The organism is Streptomyces niveiscabiei (genome assembly GCF_033794345.1).
Taxonomy (GTDB): Bacteria; Actinomycetota; Actinomycetes; order Streptomycetales; family Streptomycetaceae; genus Streptomyces; species Streptomyces niveiscabiei.
In genome coordinates this window covers 228,879-251,553 of record NZ_JARAYJ010000009.1, presented here as the reverse complement: position 1 = coordinate 251,553, position 22,675 = coordinate 228,879, and the positions used below count along the sequence as shown (strand labels likewise).

Annotated in this window: 21 protein-coding genes and 1 pseudogene; 9 read left to right on the top strand and 13 right to left on the bottom strand. The window is 70.9% G+C overall.

Annotated features, from left to right (window positions below; translation table 11 throughout):
* Positions 1-168: 168 nt before the first annotated feature.
* Positions 169-684: a DUF2617 family protein gene (locus PV682_RS15875; RefSeq protein ID WP_319730165.1), complete on the bottom strand. Its 516-nt coding sequence runs from the start codon at positions 682-684 to the stop codon at positions 169-171.
* A 459-nt stretch (positions 685-1,143) separates the two neighbouring features.
* A complete protein-coding gene (locus PV682_RS15870; protein WP_319730163.1) occupies positions 1,144-1,494 on the bottom strand; it encodes a hypothetical protein in 351 nt (116 codons plus the stop codon).
* A gap of 150 nt (positions 1,495-1,644) precedes the next feature.
* Between PV682_RS15870 and PV682_RS15865 the strand changes: the two genes are divergently transcribed.
* Positions 1,645-2,841, top strand: coding sequence for a pyridoxal phosphate-dependent aminotransferase (locus tag PV682_RS15865; RefSeq protein ID WP_319730161.1), 1,197 nt, complete (start codon positions 1,645-1,647; stop codon positions 2,839-2,841).
* An 89-nt stretch (positions 2,842-2,930) separates the two neighbouring features.
* On the top strand, positions 2,931-4,316 hold the full coding sequence (locus PV682_RS15860) for a mannosyltransferase family protein (protein WP_407705675.1): 1,386 nt from the start codon (positions 2,931-2,933) through the stop codon (positions 4,314-4,316).
* A 98-nt stretch (positions 4,317-4,414) separates the two neighbouring features.
* On the opposite strand, the gene PV682_RS15855 is transcribed toward PV682_RS15860, so the two are convergent.
* Positions 4,415-4,945, bottom strand: coding sequence for a YbjN domain-containing protein (locus PV682_RS15855; RefSeq protein WP_319730159.1), 531 nt, complete (start codon positions 4,943-4,945; stop codon positions 4,415-4,417).
* Between the two features lie 340 nt (positions 4,946-5,285).
* Positions 5,286-7,883 (bottom strand): ATP-dependent chaperone ClpB, encoded by a 2,598-nt coding sequence (gene clpB, locus PV682_RS15850; RefSeq protein ID WP_319730157.1) that lies wholly within the window; start codon positions 7,881-7,883, stop codon positions 5,286-5,288.
* Between the two features lie 208 nt (positions 7,884-8,091).
* Between clpB and PV682_RS15845 the strand changes: the two genes are divergently transcribed.
* Positions 8,092-8,505: a pyridoxamine 5'-phosphate oxidase family protein gene (locus PV682_RS15845; protein WP_319730155.1), complete on the top strand. Its 414-nt coding sequence runs from the start codon at positions 8,092-8,094 to the stop codon at positions 8,503-8,505.
* 156 nt (positions 8,506-8,661) lie between these two features.
* Here PV682_RS15845 and PV682_RS15840 read toward each other — a convergent pair whose 3' ends face one another.
* Together PV682_RS15840 and PV682_RS15835 are read right to left on the bottom strand one after the other, a co-directional pair.
* The gene (locus tag PV682_RS15840; RefSeq protein ID WP_319730153.1) at positions 8,662-8,997 is read right to left on the bottom strand and encodes a hypothetical protein; all 336 of its coding nucleotides are present in this window, start codon (positions 8,995-8,997) and stop codon (positions 8,662-8,664) included.
* A 4-nt stretch (positions 8,998-9,001) separates the two neighbouring features.
* Positions 9,002-9,190: a hypothetical protein gene (locus PV682_RS15835; RefSeq protein WP_319730151.1), complete on the bottom strand. Its 189-nt coding sequence runs from the start codon at positions 9,188-9,190 to the stop codon at positions 9,002-9,004.
* A 105-nt stretch (positions 9,191-9,295) separates the two neighbouring features.
* On the opposite strand from PV682_RS15835, the gene PV682_RS15830 reads away from it, so the two are divergent.
* The 5 genes and pseudogenes from PV682_RS15830 to PV682_RS15810 all read left to right on the top strand — a co-directional run bounded on the left by PV682_RS15830 (position 9,296) and on the right by PV682_RS15810 (position 13,510).
* Positions 9,296-10,309 (top strand): helix-turn-helix transcriptional regulator, encoded by a 1,014-nt coding sequence (locus PV682_RS15830; RefSeq protein ID WP_319730149.1) that lies wholly within the window; start codon positions 9,296-9,298, stop codon positions 10,307-10,309.
* A 1-nt stretch (position 10,310) separates the two neighbouring features.
* Positions 10,311-10,790 (top strand): hypothetical protein, encoded by a 480-nt coding sequence (locus tag PV682_RS15825; RefSeq protein ID WP_319730147.1) that lies wholly within the window; start codon positions 10,311-10,313, stop codon positions 10,788-10,790.
* Positions 10,787-11,773 carry a helix-turn-helix transcriptional regulator gene (locus PV682_RS15820; protein ID WP_319730144.1) on the top strand — a complete coding sequence of 329 codons (987 nt, stop codon included), beginning with the start codon at positions 10,787-10,789 and terminating at the stop codon, positions 11,771-11,773. Before PV682_RS15825 ends, PV682_RS15820 begins: the two co-directional genes overlap by 4 nt.
* Positions 11,770-12,765 (top strand): helix-turn-helix transcriptional regulator, encoded by a 996-nt coding sequence (locus tag PV682_RS15815; RefSeq protein WP_319730140.1) that lies wholly within the window; start codon positions 11,770-11,772, stop codon positions 12,763-12,765. Before PV682_RS15820 ends, PV682_RS15815 begins: the two co-directional genes overlap by 4 nt.
* Before the next feature lie 47 nt (positions 12,766-12,812).
* A pseudogene (locus tag PV682_RS15810) lies at positions 12,813-13,510 on the top strand (helix-turn-helix transcriptional regulator).
* Here PV682_RS15810 and PV682_RS15805 read toward each other — a convergent pair.
* Positions 13,473-14,513, bottom strand: a complete 1,041-nt coding sequence (locus tag PV682_RS15805) for a helix-turn-helix transcriptional regulator (protein WP_319730138.1) — start codon at positions 14,511-14,513, stop codon at positions 13,473-13,475. The pseudogene PV682_RS15810 and the gene PV682_RS15805 sit on opposite strands and share 38 nt — an antisense overlap.
* Before the next feature lie 477 nt (positions 14,514-14,990).
* Between PV682_RS15805 and PV682_RS15800 the strand changes: the two genes are divergently transcribed.
* Positions 14,991-15,608, top strand: a complete 618-nt coding sequence (locus PV682_RS15800; RefSeq protein WP_319730136.1) for a hypothetical protein — start codon at positions 14,991-14,993, stop codon at positions 15,606-15,608.
* Between the two features lie 25 nt (positions 15,609-15,633).
* Here the strand turns inward: PV682_RS15800 and PV682_RS15795 are convergent, their stop codons facing one another.
* From PV682_RS15795 to PV682_RS15770, 6 genes are all read right to left on the bottom strand, one after another.
* Positions 15,634-16,737, bottom strand: coding sequence for a sugar ABC transporter substrate-binding protein (locus PV682_RS15795; RefSeq protein WP_319730133.1), 1,104 nt, complete (start codon positions 16,735-16,737; stop codon positions 15,634-15,636).
* A 273-nt stretch (positions 16,738-17,010) separates the two neighbouring features.
* On the bottom strand, positions 17,011-17,457 hold the full coding sequence (locus tag PV682_RS15790; protein WP_055722792.1) for a heat shock protein transcriptional repressor HspR: 447 nt from the start codon (positions 17,455-17,457) through the stop codon (positions 17,011-17,013).
* A 5-nt stretch (positions 17,458-17,462) separates the two neighbouring features.
* Complete coding sequence (gene dnaJ / locus PV682_RS15785; RefSeq protein WP_319730131.1) at positions 17,463-18,638, bottom strand: molecular chaperone DnaJ; 1,176 nt, start codon at positions 18,636-18,638, stop codon at positions 17,463-17,465.
* Between the two features lie 33 nt (positions 18,639-18,671).
* Complete coding sequence (gene grpE / locus PV682_RS15780; protein WP_055722780.1) at positions 18,672-19,304, bottom strand: nucleotide exchange factor GrpE; 633 nt, start codon at positions 19,302-19,304, stop codon at positions 18,672-18,674.
* Positions 19,301-21,139: a molecular chaperone DnaK gene (dnaK, locus tag PV682_RS15775; RefSeq protein ID WP_055722781.1), complete on the bottom strand. Its 1,839-nt coding sequence runs from the start codon at positions 21,137-21,139 to the stop codon at positions 19,301-19,303. Before dnaK ends, grpE begins: the two co-directional genes overlap by 4 nt.
* Positions 21,140-21,234: 95 nt before the next feature.
* Entirely contained in the window at positions 21,235-22,449 is a 1,215-nt protein-coding gene (locus PV682_RS15770) for an MraY family glycosyltransferase (protein ID WP_319730128.1), read from the bottom strand.
* Positions 22,450-22,675 lie beyond the last annotated feature (226 nt).

Below are 22,675 nucleotides of genomic sequence, written 5' to 3'. Positions count from 1 at the left end.
AACCGGAGGCCGGAGTGGTCCCTTGGGTTTACCCGGGGATGCCGGGAGGGGTCCTGACGGGCTGCTCCACCCGTGTGAGGGAAAGGAGTCAGGGGAGTGTGGGGGTAGGGGGGTACTACCTCTTTCGGGGGACACGGCGGTCCGGCCCTCGTGAGGGGTACGCGGGGACTACCCCACGGGTACCCGCACCCCGACCCGGGTCCGGGTCGCCACCAGCTGCCCGTCCTGGGGGTAGGCGTGCCAGGTCCGCCAGTGCACGTACCCGTCGACTCGCTGGGCGAGCAGCGCCGTGAAGGCGTGCGGGCTGCCGGGGAAGACGCCCGCGAGGCCGTGCGGGTGGTCGGAGACGAGCGCGAGCAGTTCCTGCGCGCGGCCCGCGAACTGGCCCGGCGAGAGGACCTCGACGTGGGCCGCGAACTCGTACTCCCAGTCGCCGACGCGTTTGGCCACGCCGAGCGGGAGCGGGGTGCTGCTGCCGGGGATGCAGGCGACCGTCTCCGAACAGGAGGTCTCCGCCTCCTCCAGCAGCACCTGGTGGGAGGCGCCGAGGAGCCTCAACTGGAGTTTGGCACCGGACAGTTCGAGGTTGAGCGTGGCCAGGGCCGGCAGCGGCTCGCGCCCCAGGGCCCAGGCGAGATCGGCCGCGCGCGTGTCGGTGTAGGAGGTGGTCAGGGTCGTGAGCATGGATCGGCTCCGCAAGCACGCGAGAAAGAAGCGGGTAGGTCCGGCGCGCCCCGGTCGACTCCGGGGTCCGGCCCCGGTCGGCCCTGTGTGAGAGGACGTCCGCGCGGGACGTCCGAGGGGTCCGAGGGGCTGCGTTGGTATTTTAGAGGGAATCATGGAGTGCGGTCCCGCCACAGCGTTTTTACCCAACTTCGTGCGGTTTCCATCCCTCAGAGGGCTCCACAGCTCAACTGTTCAACTACGGCGTACGCCGGGCGGCCCTGGCGTACGCGGGGCGTATGTCACATACGAGGACGCCCGCCGCGTGTCGCCGCGCGGCGGGCGTCCCTCTGCGGTAGTCCCCCCGGACCCCGTCGGTGCTCCCTCACGGGAAGCCCCGCCCCCCCCGTCCCCCTACTTCAGGGGTACCCGGGTACCCCTGAAGGCCCCCCGGCCCGGACGGAGCTCAGCTGCCCCGTGTCAGCTGCCTCCGCCGCACCCGCCGCCACCCCCTCCGCCCCCGCAGGAGCTGCCCCCGCCGCAGGAGTGGCCGCCCCCGCAGGAGTGGCCGCCGTGGTGTCCCCCGTGTCCCCCTCCGGAGTCACCCCCCGAGTCACCCCCGAAGATCCACCAGCCGCCGCTCCCGGTGCCGGAGCTGTTCATGCTGTCGCTGCTCCCGCTGCCGTTGCCGCTGCCGCTCCCGCTGTACGACCGCCGCCGGGCGGCGCGCGCCCGCCGCTCGGCCCGCTCCCGGCGCCGGCTGCCGATCAGCGCCGCCGTGAGCAGGATCACGAACAGGACGAGCAGGATGACGCCGATTGCCATGAGCATGACGATCACCCTCCTTCCGCTTCTCACAAGTCCCCCGAAGCGGCCCCCCGCGGGCGCCTCGCGCACCGTACGAGCGGTGCGTGACCTGGGGATGCCCGGCCGTCTCAGCAGCCAAAGCACACTTGAGGAACTCCAGAGCTTGAGCGCAGGATGGCGGGCATGACCAGCAGCGCACGCCCCTTCCTCAACCGCAGCCTCGCCGAGTTCGGGACGACGATCTTCGCGGAGATGTCGGCCCTCGCGGTGCGCACGGGCGCCATCAACCTCGGCCAGGGCTTCCCCGACACGGACGGCCCCGAGGAGGTCCGCGAGGCGGCGGTGCGCGCGCTGCGCGAGGGGCGCGGCAACCAGTACCCGCCGGGCCCGGGCGTGCCGGAGCTGCGTACGGCGATCACCGCGCACCAGCGCGCGCGGTACGGCCTGTCGTACGACCCCGACACCGAGGTCCTGGTGACGGCCGGCGCCACGGAGGCCATCGCGGCCACCCTGCTGGCCCTCCTGGAGCCCGGGGACGAGGTGGTGGCCCTGGAGCCCTACTACGACTCGTACGCCGCCTCCATCGCCATGGCGGGCGCCCGCCGGGTCCCCGTGACCCTGCGCCCCGACCCCGAGGCGGCCCGCTTCCGCCTCGACCTGGACGAGCTGCGCGACGCGGTCACCGACGCGACGCGACTGCTTCTGATCAACACGCCGCACAATCCGACCGGAACGGTCCTCACGCGCGCGGAGCTCACCGCGATCGCCGAACTGGCGGTGGAACGGGACCTGCTCGTCGTCACGGACGAGGTCTACGAGCACCTCGTGTACGACGACGCCGAGCACATCCCGCTGGCTTCCCTCCCGGGCATGCGCGAGCGGACGGTGACCATCGGGTCGGCCGGCAAGACGTTCTCGTTCACCGGCTGGAAGGTCGGCTGGGTGACGGCGTCCCCGGGGTTGACGAGCGCCGTCCGCTCGGCGAAGCAGTTCCTCACATACGTCGCCTCCGGGCCGTTCCAGTACGCGGTCGCCGAGGCGCTCGCCCTCCCGGAGTCGTACTTCGAGGAGTTCCGCGCGGACATGCGGGCGAAGCGGGATCTGCTCGCCACCGGGCTCACGCAGGCGGGCTTCGAGGTGTTCCGGCCGGCGGGCACGTACTTCATCACCACCGACATCCGGCCCCTCGGCGAGAGCGACGGTTTCGCCTTCTGCCGTTCGCTGCCCGCGCGCGCGGGTGTCGTCGCGATCCCCAACGCGGTCTTCTACGACCACCGCGACCAGGGAGCGCCGTTCGTACGGTTCGCGTTCTGCAAGCGGACGGGCGTCCTCGAAGAGGCCGTGTCGCGTCTGAAGGCGCTCGCCGGCTGACCCGGGGGCCCTTCCGACGCTCCGTCAAAGTCCCCCGCCCGGCCCCGTCCTGCTCGCGCGCGGGCGCGTCGGCCTGCATGGTGCCGAGTGTGACTCACGCCACCACCGCCCTCGCCCCGCCGCCGTCAGCCGTCGCGCGCCGTCCCGCCGTACGGCGCCACCGGGGCCTGCTCGGCGCCCTCGGCCTGTTCGTCCTGGCGCGGCTCGCCGGGGCCGGGGTGCTCGCGGGGGTCGCCTGGGCGGCCGGCGAGCGGCCTCTGCGGCTCCTGGGGCACTCCTGGGACTCCCGGTGGTACCTGGGCATCGCCGAGCACGGCTACGGCCGCACGCTGCGCTTCGGCCCGGACGTCGTCCACAGCGACCTGGCGTTCTTCCCGCTGTACCCGGCCCTGGTCCGCGCGGTGACCGCCGTGACGCCCCTCAGCGGCGGCTCCGCGGGCCTCCTGGTGTCCTGGACGGCCGCCGCGGTCGCCGCCTGCGGGATCTACGCCGTGGCCCGCCTCCTGCGCGGTCCCGCCGTGGCCGCCGCGACGGTCCTCCTGTGGGGCCTGCTCCCCCACTCCGTCGTCCTGTCGATGGCCTACACCGAGCCCGTCCTGACGGCGTTCGCCGCGTGGGCGCTGTACGCCGTGCTGACGGGGCGGTGGGTGTGGGCGGGCGCGCTGGCCGCCGCGGCGGGGGTGTCGCGCCCCAACGGGTTCGCGGTGGCGGCGGCCGTGGTGGCGGCGGGGGTCTGCGAGGCGGTACGCGCGCGGGGGCGCGCCGGAGCCGCGGTGGCTGCACGCGTGGCGGCGGTACGCGCGCGGCGTGCCCCGGTCGGCGCCGAGCACTTCGCGGCCCCGTCCGAGGCGGTACGCGCGCGGGGGCGCGGTACGGCGGTGCCGGTGCGGGCCGAGGGCTCGGCGCGAGCTGCACGCGGGCGCGGGGCGCGAGGGCCGGCTCCGTACGGAGGCTCCCGCGCGCGGGTTGCCCACAGGCTGTGGACGGGGATCGCGCTCGCGCCCCTGGGGTGGCTCGCGTACGTCCTGTGGGTCGGCGTCCACCAGGGCGACCCCCTGGGGGGTTACTTCGCCGTGCAGCGCCTGTGGGGGTCGCGGTTCGACTTCGGGGAAGGGTCCCTGCGGTTCGCGCGGCATCTGCTGCTGGAGGGGGACCGGTTCGTCTTCCCCGTGGCCCTCGTCATCGTCGGCGCCGCGGTCGTCCTGTACGCCCTGCTGCTCGCCGAGCGCGTACCGCTGCCCCTGCTGGTGTACACCGGCGTACTGCTGCTGATCGCGCTCGGCGGGTCGGGGTTCTTCGAGTCGAAGCCGCGGTTCCTGCTGCCGGCGTTCCCGCTGCTGCTGCCGCTCGCGGCGGCCCTGGCCCGGACGGCGAGAGCCCGGCCGTGGCACGCGGCCGTGGTGGTCGCGGCCCTGGCCGGGCTCTCGTTCGCGTACGGGGCGTACCTGGTGGTGCTCGCGGACACGCCGTTGTAGACGCGCCCCGTGGCTCCACGGAGGTAGGTACCTCAACCCACGGAGCCACTCGCCCCGTAGCTCTCAGGACCTACGCGCGGCCCCGGTGGGACAACGCCCTACTGCTCGTCGTCCGACGGCTTCTCCAGCTCCACGCCCTCGTCCTCGAGACCGAGCTGCTCCACGAGCCACTTGTCGAACTCGATCGCGGCACGGACCCAGCTGACCGTGGAGGAGACGAAGAACTCGATGTTCACGCCCGCGCCGATCAGCATCTGCGTCTCGCCGATGAGGCGGACCGAGCCGTCGTCGTGGGTGTGCGTGTAGACCTTGGGCCACAGGGTGCGGCGGTTCCAGTCGTCGATCGCCTCAAGGAGCTGGGGCTTGTCGTCGATCTGGTGGGGACGGTCGAAGAAGGTCCGCACCGAGTAGACCTGCTGCTCGCCCTCGCCGCGGAACATGAAGTACGTACGGAACTGCTCCCACGGCGCCGCGAGGTCACCCTCGTCGTCGACGACGTACTTCAGCTCCATCTGGTCGAGGAGCTGCTTCACGAGATCCTGGTCAGGGACGACGGGGCCCGCCGGTCCTTGGGGCTGCGGCTCGGGCTGGCCCCCGAAATTCGGAATCGAGGACGGGTCGATGCTCACCGTGTTTTTCCCTTCGTACGGATGCCGCCATCCTCTCCCATGCGGGGCGGGGACTGGCAACCCCCGCAGGACCCTGTCAGCCGTCGGCTGACAGGAACTGACCGGGGCTTGAACATCGAGGGTGACGAGGGCCCGGGGAGACGGCCGTCTCCGGTCCGCTCGGGCCGCGGAGGTGTGACGGGTATGACGGGTACTACACCCCTCCCGCCGCCCGCGCGGGTACTACGGGGCTTCCCGTAGTACCCGTCATACCCGCGTACCCGTCATACCCGCGCCGAACCCCCGCCCCGCCCGGACCCCGGCCGCCTCGCCACCCCCACCGCACCCCCGGCGCGGCGCCCTACAGCGTCTTGCCCGTGGCCGGCCCCACGATCAGCCCGTCCCCGAACACGTCCACCCGGACCGTGTCCCCGTCCTTGACCTCCCCGGAGAGGATCTCCTTGGCGAGCCGGTCCCCGATCGCGGTCTGGACGAGCCGCCGCAGCGGACGCGCGCCGTACGCCGGGTCGTTCCCCTCCGTCGCGAGCCAGGACAGCGCCGCCTCGGAGACGTCCAGCGTGAGCCGCCGGTCGGCGAGGCGCCGGGCGAGCCGGTCGATCTGGAGGCGCGCGATGTGCGACAGCTCGTCCTGCGAGAGCGCCGAGAAGACCACGAGGTCGTCCAGCCGGTTGAGGAACTCCGGCTTGAAGGACGTCCGTACGACCTCCAGGACCTGCTCGCGCTTCTCGTGCTCGCTGGTGAGCGGGTCGACGAGGAACTGGCTGCCCAGGTTGGACGTCAGCACGAGGATCGTGTTCCGGAAGTCGACCGTACGGCCCTGACCGTCCGTCAGACGCCCGTCGTCCAGCACCTGGAGGAGCACGTCGAAGACCTCGGGGTGCGCCTTCTCGACCTCGTCGAGGAGCACGACGGTGTACGGCCGCCGGCGCACCGCCTCGGTGAGCTGGCCGCCCTCCTCGTACCCGACGTAGCCGGGCGGCGCGCCGACCAGCCGGGCCACGCTGTGCTTCTCGCCGTACTCCGACATGTCGATGCGGACCATCGCCCGCTCGTCGTCGAAGAGGAAGTCGGCGAGGGCCTTGGCGAGTTCGGTCTTGCCGACGCCGGTCGGGCCGAGGAACAGGAAGGACCCGGTGGGCCGGTCGGGGTCGGCGATGCCGGCGCGGGAGCGGCGTACGGCGTCGGAGACGGCCTGGACGGCCTCGGTCTGGCCGATCAGGCGGCGGCCCAACTCCTCCTCCATGCGCAGGAGTTTCTGGGTCTCGCCCTCCAGGAGCCGCCCCGCGGGGATGCCGGTCCAGGAGCCGACGACGTCCGCGATGTCGTCGGGGCCGACCTCGTCCTTGACCATCGTGTCGCGGGCGGCCTGCTCCTCGGCGGCGGACGCCTCCTCCAAGTCCCGTTCCAGCGTGGGGATCTCGCCGTACAGCAGCTTGGAGGCGGTGTCGAAGTCGCCGTCGCGCTGGGCGCGTTCGGCCTGGCCCCTCAACTCGTCGAGCTTCTCCTTGAGTTCACCGACCCGGTTGAGGGACTGCTTCTCCTTCTCCCAGCGGGCGTTGAGGCCGCGCAGCTCCTCCTCCTTGTCGGCGAGGTCGCGGCGCAGCCGCTCCAGGCGCTCGCGGGAGGCGGCGTCGGTCTCCTTCTCCAGGGCCAGCTCCTCCATCCTCAACCGGTCGACGGCACGCTGGAGTTCGTCGATCTCGACGGGCGAGGAGTCGATCTCCATGCGCAGCCGGGAGGCCGCCTCGTCGACGAGGTCGATGGCCTTGTCGGGCAGGAAGCGGGAGGTGATGTACCGGTCGGAGAGGGTCGCGGCGGCGACCAGCGCGCTGTCGGCGATCTGCACCTTGTGGTGCGCCTCGTAACGGCCCTTCAGGCCACGGAGGATGGCGATCGTGTCCTCCACCGACGGTTCGGCGACCAGGACTTGCTGGAAGCGGCGCTCCAACGCCGGGTCCTTCTCGATGCGTTCGCGGTACTCGTCGAGCGTCGTCGCGCCGACCATGCGCAGTTCGCCGCGCGCCAGCATCGGCTTGAGCATGTTACCGGCGTCCATCGCGGAGTCGCCGCCCGCGCCGGCGCCGACGACGGTGTGCAACTCGTCGATGAACGTGATGATCTGGCCGTCCGAGTCCTTGATCTCGGCGAGGACGGTCTTGAGGCGTTCCTCGAACTCGCCGCGGTACTTGGCGCCCGCGACCATCGCGCCGAGGTCGAGCGAGACGAGCCGCTTGTTCTTCAGGGACTCGGGGACGTCGCCCTTCACGATGCGCTGCGCGAGCCCCTCCACGACGGCCGTCTTGCCGACGCCGGGCTCGCCGATGAGGACCGGGTTGTTCTTCGTGCGCCGCGACAGCACCTGGACGACCCGGCGGATCTCCTGGTCCCGGCCGATGACCGGGTCGAGCTTGCCCTCGCGGGCGGCGGCGGTGAAGTCCGTGCCGAACTTCTCCAGCGCCTTGTACGAGCCCTCCGGGTCGGCGTTGGTGACGCGCCGGCCGCCGCGCGCCTTGCGGAACGCCTCCAGCAGTTTCTTCGGCGTCGCGCCCTGCCGCGCGAGCACGTCACCCGTCTGGCCGCCCTTCTCGGCGATGCCGATCAGGAGGTGCTCGGTGGAGAGGTAGTCGTCCCCGAGGTCGGCGGCGCGGGCCTGCGCGTCCGCGATCACGGCGAGCAGCTCACGGTTGGGCTGCGGCGGGGCCACCGTGGACCCCGTCACCCTGGGGAGGGAGGCGAGCACCTGCTCCGCGCCTTGGCGTACGGCGGCCTGGTCGGCCTCGACGGCGACCAGCAGGTCGATGACGTTCTCGTTGTCCTGGCCCGCGAGCAGAGCCAGGAGCAGGTGTGCGGGGGTGAGGTCGGGGTGCCCCTCGGACACGGCGCGGCTGCTCGCCGCGTTGATCGCGTCCCGGCTCCGGTTGGTCAGCTCTGCGTCCACGGTCGGGGTCTCCTCCTTGCGTCGTCCTGGAGTACTACGGGTCCTACGGGCCGGCACCGCGGGTATGACGGGTACTACGCGTGCCGACGGCACGGGTACCACCCGGGTGCCACTTGTTGCTGACTTGAGCAACGTCCACAAAGTTGAGTCTATTCCACTCAAGGTTGACCCGGGAGGGGAAACGGCCACGAGCGGCTAGATTCACGCCATGGCCGCGTACCCCCAAGATCTGCACGCGCCGGACGCCGCGTACGTCGACTTCTGGCGCGAATACCACCTGTGCACCCTCACGACACCACGCCCCGACGGGACCCCGCACGTCGTACCCGTAGGCGTCACGTACGACCCCGAGCACCGGCTCGCCCGGGTGATCGCCAGCCGGACCAGCAGCAAGGTGCGCAACGTGCTCGCCGCCGGGGAGGAAGGGGCCCTGGTCGCCGTCTGCCAGGTCGACCGGGCGCGGTGGGCGACGCTCGAAGGGCGCGCCGTGATCCGTACCGAGCCGGAGCGGGTCGCCGACGCCGAGCGGCGGTACGCCGAGCGGTACGGGAGGACTCCGTCGCCGAACCCCGAGCGCGTAGTGATAGAGATCACACTCACGCGAGCCATGGGGCGAGGGTGAACCCTGGGGCCCCAGGGGCGGTTTCCGGCCAACCGGGGGATCGCCGCAAAGCGTGAAATGTCGCCGTAAAACACAGCGGCGTCACCGTGTTCAGGTCACGGTGACGCCGCTGCGGGGGGAAGCACCTGAGCGATCTTTTACGACGGGGGAATCGCGTCAGGCACTGCGGGGGGTGGCCGAAACGGTCCGCGAGGTGGGGGGCTCCGCGTCCGTCAGCCTGTGGTCTCGTCGATCGAGGTTCACAAAGATCATTCCGTACCGGATGGCACACTGCACCGGCTGCGGCGCGCCACGGGGCCGCCGCAGACACCGGTACGCCCGCACGTCGCCGTCCTCGTCCCGCGTGACCACCACCGGCGCACCGAACACCGTCACCATCAGCGAGTCACCGTTGTGGGGGATGGCGGTGACCAGGTCGATGAAGTGCCAGCCGGAGCGGTAGGCGGTGGCCATTTCGCGACGGAAGGAGCGGTCGTCGGGTGGGGTGGTCAACGGGTCACCACCTGCTGTCCAGCGGAGCAACGACGGTGTCGTCGTCACCGCCCGCGGCGAAAGAGGTGGACTGCGCGTGGCTGCCACCCACCCGGGCGTCGTCCTTCACGTCCGAGAGGATGTGCAACGCTCCGAAAGCGACGGTGACAGAGAGGGCAGCGACTACCACCGAACGGAGCATCCTCTTACTCATAGCCGGCTTCGTCCTCACTCGTAAGGTCCTGTAATTCCCCGTCGAGTACGACGATGGCTCATTCAGGCACGTCATGGCCACCCGGTCGGTGCATCATGTTCCTGCATGTTCAGGACCCTGGGGGGTGGAGATTTGGCAACGAATCGAACAAAAGAGACACATCCCCACGCCTTGACGGACCTGTGTGAAGACGGTGGCCGCCTCTACACCCACGCACTACGTACAGGTCGCATCTCGCGTGCGGAAGCGGAAGCGGCTCCTTGCCTGATGGAGTTCGCCCTCCTCCAGCCCGATCCGGACGATACGGACTGGCTGCGCCCTGTGCCTCCGTCGATCGCCCTGTCCCAGCGACTGAATCACATTGAACGCGAGATCACCGAGCGCAGACGACTGTCGACCGATCTGGCAGAAGCATTTGAGCCGTTCATGTCACTGAGTACCCAGGTGACGGCCTCGACTCACTCCATCACGGTCCTGGAAGGACTGGACAGGATCAACAGCGCCCTGGATCTGGCCACAGCCCAGTGCCAGAGCGAGATGCTCACGGTCCAGCCGAGTGTCCGGGAGCAACCGGAACGCCGTTTCATCAAGGGCCTCGACCGGGACAAACCCTTGATCGATCGCGGAGTGCGGATCCGGACCCTCTACCAGCACACCGCGCGGTTCAGCGCCGAGACCCTCGCCTACGCGAGCCGGTTCGCCGACGGCAAAGCGGAGTACCGCACCATCGACGAACTCGTCGAGCGCCTGATCATCTGCGACGAGACGGTCGCCTTCATCCCGATCCGCGACGACCGCCAGGTCGCCCTGGAGCTGCGCCACCCCGGTCTCGTCCGCTACCTGGTCAAGGTCTTCGAGTTCATGTGGGACCGGGCGGTCCCGCTCAACTCCACCGCCCCCTACGAGACGGACCTCGACGGCATCACCGAGATCCAGCACTCGATCGCGAAGCTCCTCGTCGAGGGCCACGTCGACGAGGCCATCGCCCGGCGTCTCGGCATGAACGTCCGGACCTGCCGCGCCCACATCGCCCGGCTTGCCACCGCCCTCGGCAGCGGCAGCCGCGCCCAGCTCGGCTACCGCATCGCCCAGTCCGGGATTCTGGACCGGGAGCAGTGATGTGAAGACCGCAGCACAGGGAGCCCACGAGGAGGGCCTCGCGCTCCGTACGGGCGGGACACGACGGCCGGAGGCCTCGCCGCCCCGCCCGACCGCCAGCGGACCGCTTCCGCGGATTCCGGGCGCCCCCGCGCTGCCGAGGTCCCCGCGCACCGTCGCGGACGGGACGACCGGACGACGCCGGCACGACGCGGAACCGCCCCCGGCCCACCGGCTGCCCGAGAGACACGGCCGTACACCCGCGCGGTACCGGCGTACGACCCGCCACGATCCCGTCCTGCTCGCGCGCCACGGCATTCCGGGCCGTAGGACACGGCGCCGCCCCGCAGCCGTCTGCGACCCTCCGGTGTTCGTCTCCGCGCAGCGGCCGACCGCGGGTTCCCCGCGCGTGGACGCGCGCACAGCCGGGATTCTCGCCTCGCGACCCGCCACCGGCCGCGCCCGCCCCAGATTCCCGGAACAGGAGGAGACCGACGTATGACGGCACCGCACTCACCTCACGGAGTGGAGGAGCCGTGCGAGGCGGGCCTTGCGCTCTACAGCCGCGCGCTGCGTGAGGGGTACGTACCGGCACGTGAGGCCGAGGCACTGCCCTGTCTCGTGGACGCCGGGCTGCTCCAGCCGGACAGCGAGGACGCACACCGGTTGCAGCCGGTGCCTCCCGCCGTCGCACTCTCCCGTCTGCAACGTTCCGCCGAGGACGACATCGCCCTGCGCCGCAGACGCAGCACACGGCTCGCGGAGACGTTCGAGCCGCTGCTGGCCCTGACCATGCCGGACGGCGCCGACGCGGGCTTCTCGGGGATACGGCCGTTGCACGGCTTCCCGCAGATCAACCTCGCCATATCCGAGGCCATGACCGGCGTGACCGGGGAGATCCTCACGATCCAGCCCGACACTCCCACGATGAGCGACGCGGCACGGGCCGCCTCCCTGGAACGCGACCAGGCCCTCCTGGACCGGGGCGGCCGGATCCGCACCCTCTACCAGCACACCCAGCGCCACAAGCCCGCGATCATCGCGCGGTACGAGCAGCTGCGGGGCGACACCGAGGCGCGCACCCTCGACGAGGTCACCGACCGGCTCATCGTCATCGACCGCCGGATCGCCTTCATCCCGGCGAACAAGGACCGCACGCACGCGCTGGAGGTCCGCAGCCCGGCGCTGATCGAGTACTTCACGACGACGTTCGACCGCTTCTGGCACCTGGCCACCCCCATGTACCCCCAAACCGCCCGGTACACCGGCCTCGGGGACATCACGCCTCGCCAGTACGCCATCGCCCGCCTCCTCGTCGAGGGCCACACGGACGCGATGATCGCCGACCGCCTCGGCCTCAATGTCCGCACGGCCCGCGTCCACATAGCCAAACTCGCCACCACCCTCGGCAGCGACAGCCGGGCCCAACTCGGCTACCTCATCGCCGAATCCGGGATTCTCAAGCAGAAGGAAGCCGAAGAATGACCGCGCCGCACGTGCCGCACGGAACGGAGGAACTCTGCGCACCGGGGGCGGAGTTGTACGAACGGGCGCTGGCGGAGGGGCACATACCGGCGGCGGACGCGGAGGCGGCCCCCTGTCTGGTGGACGCGGGTCTGCTGCACCCTTCCGTGGACGACCTGACCCGGCTGGAACCGCTCTCCCCCACCGTGGCCCTGCACCGCATGCTCCGCCGCTCGGCCCGCCGTATCGCGGACGAACGCCGACGGGAGGAACAACTCACCGAGATCTTCGGGAAGTTGGTGAGGCTCGACCCGGACTCGCCACCGGCACAGACACCGATGCTCACCATCCTCAGCAGCAAACCCCGCATCAACGAGGCCATCACCGAGGCAGTGGCGGAAGCCACCCAGGAAATCCTCACCATCCAGCCGAACATGAACCTGCACGGCGCCCCCATAGAGGCAGCGCGTGCCGTGTCCGTGCCCAGGGACCAGCAGGCACTGGACCGAGGCTGCCGCATCCGCACCCTCTACCAGCACACCATGCGCAACGCTCCCACGATCCGCGCGCTCCACGAACGCCTCCACGGCGACGCCTCCTGCCGGACGCTGGACCAGATCACGGACCGCCTCATCGCCGTGGACGGCGCCGTCGCCTTCATCCCGGCGAACGAGGACAACAGCCTGGCACTGGAGGTGAGGCACCCGGCGGTGGTGAAGTACTTCGTGACGACGTTCGACCGCCTGTGGCACCTGGCGACGCCCCTGTACCCCGAACCGGCCCGCGAGCACCCGGCGTTGAACACGGTCACCCCCCGCCAGCGCACGATCGCCGCCCTCCTGGTCGAGGGCCACACGGACGCCGTCATAGCCGACCGCCTCGGCATGAACGTCCGCACGGCCCGCGAACACATCGCCAAGCTCGCGACGACCCTCGGCAGCGACAGCCGAGCCCAACTCGGCTACCTGATAGCGCGATCCGGAATCCTGGACGGCGAGGCGACGGACCGGTGAGCCATCAGGAACACGGCGCGGAGAGGCTGTGCGAGGCGGGGAGCGAGCTGTACGGCCATGCGCTGCGCGACGGCTGGATCGCGGCCGGCGACGCCCAACTGGCCCCGCGCCTGGCGCAGTTCGGGTTCCTCCATCCAACTCCCCACGATCTGGCCCGACTTGAACCGGTCGCCCCGGCAGTCGCCCTGCACCGCCTCCTGGACTCCGTCGCGAACCGCATCGCGGAGGAACGCCGCCGAGAGGCCCAACTGGTCGACTCCTTCGAGCCGTTGCTGCGGATCGCCGGCCCGCAGCAGTCGTACGGCATCCCCGCCCTCCGCGTCCTGAGCGGCACCGAGCGGATCAACCAGGCGCTGGACAAGGCGCTCCTCGACCACGGCGGCCGTATCCGCACCCTCCACCAGCACACGCAGCGCCACTCGCCGGGCGTGCTCGGCTACACGGAACAGCTCAAGGGCGACGTGGAGTGCCGCTCCCTCGACGAGGTCACCGACCGGCTGCCGATCGTGGACCGGACCGTCGCCTTCATCCCGGCGGACGACGACGGCCGGCTCGCCCTGGAGATCCGCCACCCCGCGCTGGTCAAGAAGGCCACACAGACGCCGTCATAGCCGACCGCCTCGGCCTCGACATCCGCACCGCCCACGAGCACATCGCCAAACTCGCCGCCCCCCTCGGCAGCGACAGCCGAGCCCAACTCGGCTACCTCATAGGCCGGTCGGGAATCCTTGACCGGGAAGAATGACGCCCTTCCCGGCCTCGTACGTCCCCCCGCCCCCCACCAGCCCGACCTGAGCGATGCGCACCCCGAGCTGCGTACGGCTGGCCGCCCCCAGCGTCTCGGAGAGCCGGGCGATATGGGCCCGGCAGGTGCGGACGCTGATCCCGAGCCGCTCGGCGATCACGGCGTCCTGATGCCCCTCGGCGAGCAACGCGGCGATGGACTGCTCGCGATGGGACACGCCCTCGACGGCGGGCGCGGGGATGGCCGCGGCGAGCGGGATCGCGAGCCGCCACAAGCGCTCGAAGACCGTGACCAGGTACGTGATCAACGCGGGATGCCGCAGCTCAAGTGCCATGGTGCGGTCGGGGTTCGCGGGGATGAAGGCGACGACCCGGTCGAACACCATGAGCCGGTCGGTGACCTCGTCGAGGGTGCGCGCCTCGACGGCGTCGCCCATCAAGTCGAGGTAGGTGAGCAGCCCTTGGCCGTGCCGGGCGACGTGGTTGTAGAGGTCGCGCATCCGAACTCCCCGCGCCCGCAGGGACATCGCCCGGTGCAGCCCCTCGGAGAGCTCGTGCTCGCGCCGGATGCCACCGGGCTGGACGGTCAGCACCTCGGTCGTGCACGCGTCGGTCGCCTCGTCGAGCGCGGCCTGGATCCGGGACGCCCCGTCGAGGACGCGCAGCGCCATGCCCTCGCCGGAGACGCTGACGGGCCCGCCGAGCCCGGCGTACCACTCGAAGGCGGCGACCGCCGCGCCCATCCGGCGCCGGCTCGCGCTGACGTCGTCGTACAGGCCCCGCAGGAGCCGCGTCATGACCTCCTGCGGCGCGGTCGGGACGAGCCAGTCCATGTCGTCGGGATCGGGGTGCAGCAGGGCGAGTTCGAGGAGGCAGGGTACGGGTTCGGCGTCGGCGCGCGGGACTCGGCCGCGGCGCACGGCGCGGGAGTAGACCCGGTCACCGGCCTCGCACAGTCGGTCGGCACCGTGCGGGGGGTGATCCTCCGTCCCGTGCCCGGTCATCGTCCATCCCACCCCCGCAGTTTGCTCTTCCGCAGCGCAACTATGCGGGGCGTCCACCCGGCTCCGCAACACGGCGCCCCCGGTCACGCGACCTGAAATCCCCCGGTATGCGGCCGTTTCGACCCGCCTCCGCCCCTCGCACTGCAACAAGCTGACGGTGGTGCACCGTACCCACTCACGGCATGGTGGAACCGCTCCACCCGGGCTGCCGCTCGCCCGGGAGACCCGGCCGGACGCTCCCCGTCCGGCCGGGTCCACCACGCGCCCACGACAACACCGCCCAGCCCCCTACGCCGCCCGTACTACCCGTGTACGCCCGAGGTACGACGCCACCCGGGCGCCCTCCCCGCAGTACGACCGGTACGACGCCCCTGCGGCCCCCGCCCTCGCGGGTACGCCAACACCCCGGCCCCCCTCCCCCCTACGACGCCCCCAGCGCCTTCCCCACCCCCGCCCGGACGCCGCACAATCCCCGGTATGGCGAACCGAGGCACACCCGAACCGTCGTCCCACCCGACCACCCCTCCACGCCGCCCCCCGGCCGCGCTCGGCGTCCCCCTCGCCCTCGCCCTGGCTCTCCCCCTCCTGACCACCGCCTGCGACACAGGCTCCCCCTCCGGCACCGCACCGGACGCCACCCCCGGCGCCGCCACCCAGTCCCCGTCCCGCCCCCACCAGGACGGCCACCTCGTCTTCACCGTCCTCTCCCTGCGCTGCGGCATCCCCGGCGTCACCGGCAGCCACAGCGACGCCCTGCCCGACGGCCAGTTCTGCTCGGCCAGGCTCCGCGTGGACAACCCCAGCGCCGACTTCCACACCTACGCCGTGAAGGACCAGCGCCTGGAGGGCGTGACGGGCCGCGCCGCCCGCCCCGACAGCTTCGCCATGGCCGTACGCCGCCAGCACGAGTCGATCGCGCTCGGCGGCCACTCCCTCGTGGAGGTGGAGCTCTGGTACGACGTACCCCGCGACGCGAAGGTCACCGGCCTGCGGGTGACCGGCGACCGCGACCCGGCGAGCTGGATGGCGACGACCCCGGCGGCGCACGCCCCGGACGGCCTGCTGATCCCGATGAAGCCGCTGCTGGACGGCTAGCTCCGAAGTACCCCCGGCGAACCCCCTACTTGAGGTTGACCGCCTCGCAAGCCGCCTCGAACTTCGGCGTGCAGATCTGCGAGACCGTGTAGATCCCGTCCGCCACCACCGTCTGCTTCACGTTGCTCTTGGTCAGCGCGACCACGGTCACCAATTGCGCCGGGATCTTCTTGTTGGTGGGGCTGTCCACCCGGTCCCGGGTCAGCGAGTCGAACTTGATGTCCTTGCCCTGGATCTTGGCGACGGCCATCTCCGCGGCGGCGGCGGCCATCTGCGGGTAGGGCTTGTAGACGCTCATGAACTGCTTGCCGGTGATGATCCGCTGCACGGCGGGCAGTTCGGCGTCCTGTCCGGTGATCGGCGGCAGATCGGTGACCCCCGCCGCTTCGAGCGCCTTGAGCGCGCCCCCGGCCATCGCGTCGTTCGCGGAGTACACCCCGGCGATGTTGTTCTTGCCGATCTTCTCGATCGCCTGCGCCATCTCGGACTGCGCGAGGGTCGGGCTCCACGCGTCGGTGTCGTAGGTGGCCGCGACGGTCACCCGCCCGTCGATCTCGGAGAGCGCGCCCGCCTTGAACTGCGCGGCGTTGGGGTCGGTCGGCGAGCCGTTGATCATGACGATCTTGTCGGCGGTGCTCGCGTTGTTGATCGTCTCGACGAGGGTGCGCCCCTGCACCTGCCCGACGAGTTCGTTGTCGAAGGAGACGTACGCGTCGATGGGCCCCTCGGCGAGCCGGTCGTAGGCGATGACCGGGATGCCCGCGTCCTTGGCCTTCTCGACCGTGGCGGCGATGCCCTTGGAGTCGACCGCGTCGAGGAGGATCAGGTCCACCTTGTCGCTGATCATCTTCTCCATCTGCTGGACCTGCGTCGCCGCCTTGGCCGCCGCGTTCTCGTAGATCGTCTTGCCCTGCTTGTTCGTGAGCTCGGCGACCCGCTGCTTGATGATCGGGTAGTCGAACTGCTCGTACCGGGTGTTCGTCTTCTCCGGCATGAGCACGCCGACCGTGAGGTCGTTGCCCTTCGTCGGGGTCGCATCGGCCGTGTCCCCCGTCGCGTTCAGCATCCCGCATCCGGCGAGCGAGAGGGTCATCGTCGAAGCGACGACGGATATGGCGATACGACGCATGCGGGGGCTCACTTCAGGTGACGTTCCGGACATGGGTACGGCGACTGCTTGGACCCAGGTGCTGAAAGCCAACGCGGCCCGCTCCCGCAGAGTCAAGAAGAATCACTTAACGAGATGGCAACATCACACTGCGCTCAAGCAACGACAACACATGGAGACGGGTTCCCAGTCTTCCCCAACTCCCTTCACACACCCACCACTTGAAAAGCCCGAAAGGGCCCGGAGTCATGAACTCCGAGCCCTTTCACAGCGTTTCGCCCCAGATGACCGATCTCAGTCCTTGGGCTTCTTCGGCCGCCAGACCACCAACGCGCTGGTCTGCTGCACCTCCTGGTACGGCACGAGGTCGCGCCGGTACGACGCGTGCACCGCGGCCTCGCGCTGCTGCATCGCCGCGGCGGCGCCGTCCAGCGCCGACTCCAGCTCCGCGACCCGGGACTGGAGCGCGGCGACCTGGTTCTCCAGCTCGATGATCCGCTTGATGCCGGCCAGGTTGATGCCCTCGTCCTGCGACAACGCCTGCACGGTGCGCAGGAGTTCGATGTCACGGGCCGAGTAGCGGCGGCCCCGCCCGGCCGTGCGGTCCGGGGAGACCAGGCCGAGACGGTCGTACTGCCGCAGGGTCTGCGGGTGCAGACCGGAGAGCTGGGCCGCCACCGAGATGACGTAGACCGGGGTCTCCTCGGTCAGTTCGTACGGGTTGCGCCGGCGGCCGTCCATCACTCTCATGCTCCCTTCGCGGCCTCGAACAGCTCCGCCCGCGGGTCCTCGCCCGCGGTCGCCTCGCGATACGCCTCCAGTGCGTCACGAGCCTTCCCCGTCACGTCCTTCGGGACACTCACCTCGACGGTGACCAACAGGTCCCCGCGGGTGCCGTCCTTGCGGACCGCGCCCTTCCCGCGCGCACGCATGGTGCGCCCGTTGGGCGTGCCCGGAGGCAGCTTCAGGGTGAGCGCGGGCCCGCCCAGGGTGGGCACCTTGATCTCCCCGCCGAGCGCCGCCTCCGCGAACGTGACCGGCACGGTCACCGTCAGATTGTCGTCCTTGCGCCCGAAGACGGGATGACTTCCGACGTGGACGACGACGTAGAGGTCGCCGGCGGCGCCGCCCCGCTCGCCCGGGCCGCCCTTGCCGCGCAGCCGGATCCGCTGCCCGTCCGTCACCCCCGCGGGGATGCGGACCTGCATCGTGCGCGAGGACTTGGCCCGGCCGCTGCCGTGGCAGTCCTCGCAGGGCTGCTCGGCGATCAGGCCGCGCCCCTTGCAGTCGGGGCACGGGTCGGTGAGCGAGAAGCCGCCGCCCGAGCCGCGCGCGACCTGCCCGGTGCCGACGCAGGTCGGGCACACGCGCGGCGTGCCGTTCTTGTCGCCGGTGCCCGAGCACGCCTTGCAGGCGGCCTGGGAGGTCATGCGCAGCGGGACCGTCGCCCCCTCGATGGCCTCGGTGAAGCTGAGGGTCACCTCGGTGTCGATGTCCTGCCCGCGCCGGGGCTGGGTACGGCCCGCGGTCGTGCCGCCCCGGTTGAACAGGCCCCCGAAGACGTCCCCGATGCCGCCGCCGAAGCCGCCCTGGGAGCCGCCGCCCGCGCCGCCCCCGAAGAGGTCGCCGAGGTCGAAGTTGAACGAGCCGCCGCCCGCGCCCGGGCCCGGGCGGAAGCCGCCGCTGCCGAACAGGGCGCGCGCCTCGTCGTACTCCTTGCGCTTCTTGGGGTCGCCGAGGACGTCGTTCGCCTCGGAGATCTCCTTGAAGCGCTCCTCGGCCTTGGCGTTGCCCTTGTTGGCGTCCGGGTGGAACTCGCGCGCGAGCTTGCGGTACGCCTTCTTGATCTCGGCCTCGGTGGCGTCCTTGGGGACGCCGAGGACCTTGTAGAAGTCCTTCTCGATGAAGTCCTTGGTGCTCATCCCCGACGCACCCCCTTCCGCTCGTCGTCCGGGTCAGCCCTCCTCAGGGCCGTTGTCCTTCTCGTCGCCGGCCTCGTCCTCGGCCTTGACCGTCTGCGCGCCGGGCTGCGGTTCGGCGACGGCCACCCGCGCGGGGCGGATGGTGCGCTCGCCGATCCGATACCCCGGCTGGAGAATCGCCACGCACGTCGTCTCCGTGACGTCCGGCGCGTAGCTGTGCATCAGCGCCTCGTGGATCGTCGGGTCGAAGGGCTCGCCCTCCTTGCCGAACTGCGTGAGACCCATCTTGGCCGCGGTGGTCTCCAGCGACTCCGCGACGGACTTGAACCCGCCGAGCAGTTCGCCGTGCTCCCGCGCGCGGCCGATGTCGTCGAGGACCGGCAGCAGTTCGGTCAGGAGGTTCGCCACGGCGATCTCCTTGACCGCGACGCGGTCCCGCTCCACGCGGCGGCGGTAGTTCTGGTACTCGGCCTGGAGGCGCTGGAGGTCGGCGGTGCGCTCGCCGAGGGCGGTCCGCACCTGGTCCAGCTCTGCCACCAGACCGGCTGTCTGGTTCGCGTCCCCGGCCGGGGCCGCCTCCTTCTCGGGGGCGGCCTTCGGCTCGGCGTCGTCGGCGCCGGAGGGGACGTCGGGCTTCTCCTCGAAGCCCGGGGTCTCCTCCGTCACGCGGCACCACCCTTGGGCTTCTCGTCGTCGACGATCTCGGCGTCCACGACGTCGTCGTCGGCCTTGGCGTCACCGGCCGGGCCGGCTTCGCCCTGGGCGGCCTGCGCGTCCGCGTACATGGCCTGGCCGAGCTTCTGGGAGACCGCCGCGACCTTCTCGGTGGCGGTGCGGATCTCGGCGGTGTCGTCGCCCTTGAGCTTCTCCTTCAGCTCGGTGATCGACGCCTCGACCTCGGTCTTGATCTCGCCGGGGACCTTGTCCTCGTTGTCCTTGAGGAACTTCTCGGTCTGGTAGACGAGTTGCTCGCCCTGGTTGCGGGCCTCGGCGGCCTCGCGGCGCTTGTGGTCCTCGTCCGCGTACTGCTCGGCCTCCTGGCGCATGCGGTCGACCTCGTCCTTCGGCAGCGAGGAGCCGCCGGTGACGGTCATCTTCTGCTCCTTGCCCGTGCCGAGGTCCTTCGCGGTCACGTGCATGATGCCGTTGGCGTCGATGTCGAAGGAGACCTCGATCTGCGGGACACCGCGCGGCGCGGGCGGCAGGCCGGTCAGCTCGAACATCCCGAGCTTCTTGTTGTACGCCGCGATCTCGCGCTCGCCCTGGTAGACCTGGATCTGCACGGAGGGCTGGTTGTCCTCGGCGGTGGTGAAGATCTCGGAGCGCTTGGTCGGGATCGTGGTGTTGCGCTCGATGAGCTTCGTCATGATGCCGCCCTTGGTCTCGATGCCGAGGGACAGCGGGGTGACGTCGAGCAGCAGGACGTCCTTGACCTCGCCCTTGAGGACACCGGCCTGGAGGGAGGCGCCGATCGCGACGACCTCGTCCGGGTTGACGCCCTTGTTGGCGTCCTTGCCGCCGGTCAGCTCCTTGACGAGCTCGGCGACGGCCGGCATACGGGTGGAGCCACCGACCAGGACGACGTGGTCGATCTCGCTGAGCGAGATGCCGGCGTCCTTGATGACGTTGTGGAACGGCGTCTTGCAGCGCTCCAGGAGGTCCGCGGTGAGCTGCTGGAACTGCGCGCGGGTCAGCTTCTCGTCGAGGTGCAGGGGGCCCTCGGCGGAGGCGGTGATGTACGGCAGGTTGATCGACGTCTCGGAGGACGAGGACAGCTCGATCTTCGCCTTCTCGGCGGCCTCGCGCAGGCGCTGGAGGGCCATCTTGTCCTTGCCGAGGTCCACGCCGTGGCCCGACTTGAACTGCTGCACCAGGTAGTCGACGACGCGCTGGTCCCAGTCGTCACCACCGAGGTGGTTGTCGCCGTTGGTGGCCTTCACCTCGACGACGCCGTCGCCGATCTCCAGCAGCGAGACGTCGAACGTGCCGCCACCGAGGTCGAAGACCAGGATGACCTGCTCGTCCTTGTCGAGGCCGTACGCGAGCGCGGCGGCCGTCGGCTCGTTGACGATGCGCAGGACGTTCAGGCCCGCGATCTCGCCGGCCTCCTTGGTGGCCTGGCGCTCCGAGTCGTTGAAGTACGCCGGGACGGTGATGACCGCGTCGGTCACCTTCTCGCCCAGGTACGCCTCCGCGTCGCGCTTCAGCTTCTGGAGGATGAACGCGGAGATCTGCTGCGGGTTGAAGTCCTTGCCGTCGAGCTGGATCTTCCAGTCCGTGCCCATGTGGCGCTTCACGGAGCGGATGGTCCGGTCGACGTTGGTGACGGCCTGGCGCTTGGCCACCTCACCGACGAGGACCTCGCCGTTCTTCGCGAAGGCGACGACGGACGGCGTGGTCCTGGCGCCCTCTGCGTTGGTGATGACGGTGGGCTCGCCGCCTTCAAGAACGCTGACGACGGAGTTAGTCGTGCCCAGGTCGATGCCGACCGCACGTGCCATGGTGATCTTCCTCCAGCTGACTTGAGTGGAACAGGCTCAAGTGTGCATCACCCGCACAGCGGAGTCAACAGAGCTGAGTCACACCGACTCAACTCTTATCCGTTCCTTACACGCATGTCAGCCCTGACCTGCGACGACTCCGGCTTCCGGGGCGCCTGAACATGCGCTCCAGGAGTGACCCCCGGGGCCTGCGGGACCTTCCGACGGCGGTTCAGGAGCCGCCGTACGGGGGTGAGGCGGCGTACGAGGGCGAGGCGCCGCGCGTCCATGTCGCCGGGCGCGCTCCGGGCGCGCCGTACGCCGGGCCGCCTCCCCAGCGTCTCCCCCGTACGCCTCGGCCGCACCCCGTACACGCGCACGCGCAGCAGCCCCGCCACAGCCGCCGCCACGACGGCCGCCACCCACAGCACCGCCGAGGCACCCGTCCAGCCCGCGTGCACGAGCGCCCCGACCAGGACCCCGCCGAAGGCCGCCGCGCCGATCAGGACGAGCGCCCCCCGGTCGGTGACGCCGATACGGCGCAGCCGGTGCGCGAGGTGGTCCGGCGCCGGTCGCAGCAGCGGCCGTCCCGCGCGCCTGCGCGAGAGGGCGACGAGGACGACGTCCAGGGTCGCGACCGCCGTCAGCGCGAACAGCACGCCCGCGCCGGTGAGCGGCCCGCGTTCCGCGCACGCGCGCACGGCGACCGCGGCCGGCAGGAACCCGGCGAACAGCGCACCGGACGTACCGAGCCCCACGCGCGCGCGGGGCCAGTTGTGCGTCAGGAAGCCGGTCAGGGCCGCCGCGAGGACGCTCAGCAGGACGGCCGGCCCGTCCATCACCTCGGCGGCGGCGCACGCCCCGGCACCGAAGGCGGTGACGACGCCGACCGTCCCGGCGACGCCGTCCGCGTGGTCGAGGCCGCGGAAGGCGAGGGCGACGAGAACGACCCACCCGACCGAAACGACGCCCCCAGGGACGCCGATCACGTCATAAGGGATCACGAACGCCGCCGAAACGGTCGTACCGAGCACCAGGAAGCGGGTCTTGAGGCGCCACAGGTCGGCGGCGAGCCCGAGCAGGGCGAGGGCACCGGCCGCGACGAGCAGGACGCCCGTGCCGGGGCCGAGGGGGGCGAGGCCGGCGCGGTCGCCGAGGGCCGCGACCCCGCAGGTCGCCGCCGCCACCGCGGGCCCGCCGGACAGCGGCACCCTTCGCAGCCGCTGCCGCCGCTCGACCAGCCCCACGCGCAGCGCGGGGACACGGAGCAGGGCGGCCAGGACTGCGGCCAGCGCGAGCGCGGCGGTGGCGGCGGCGATTCCATAGAGCACGGTGACAAATTAGTCACAAAGGTAGCAATTCAGTACGAATGACATGAACTGAACGATCCGGTCATACCCGGAAGCCCTCTACCACCCGTCCTGAGGCAACCCTCAGCGATTCAGATCACTCCGCGCCCGGCTACAGTGCGACGGAGAATACGGGGTACCCTCAGACGGACTGAATAAGTTACCGCTTAGTAACTCCGATCTTCTTCTCGCAGGCCCGAGGAGCCCC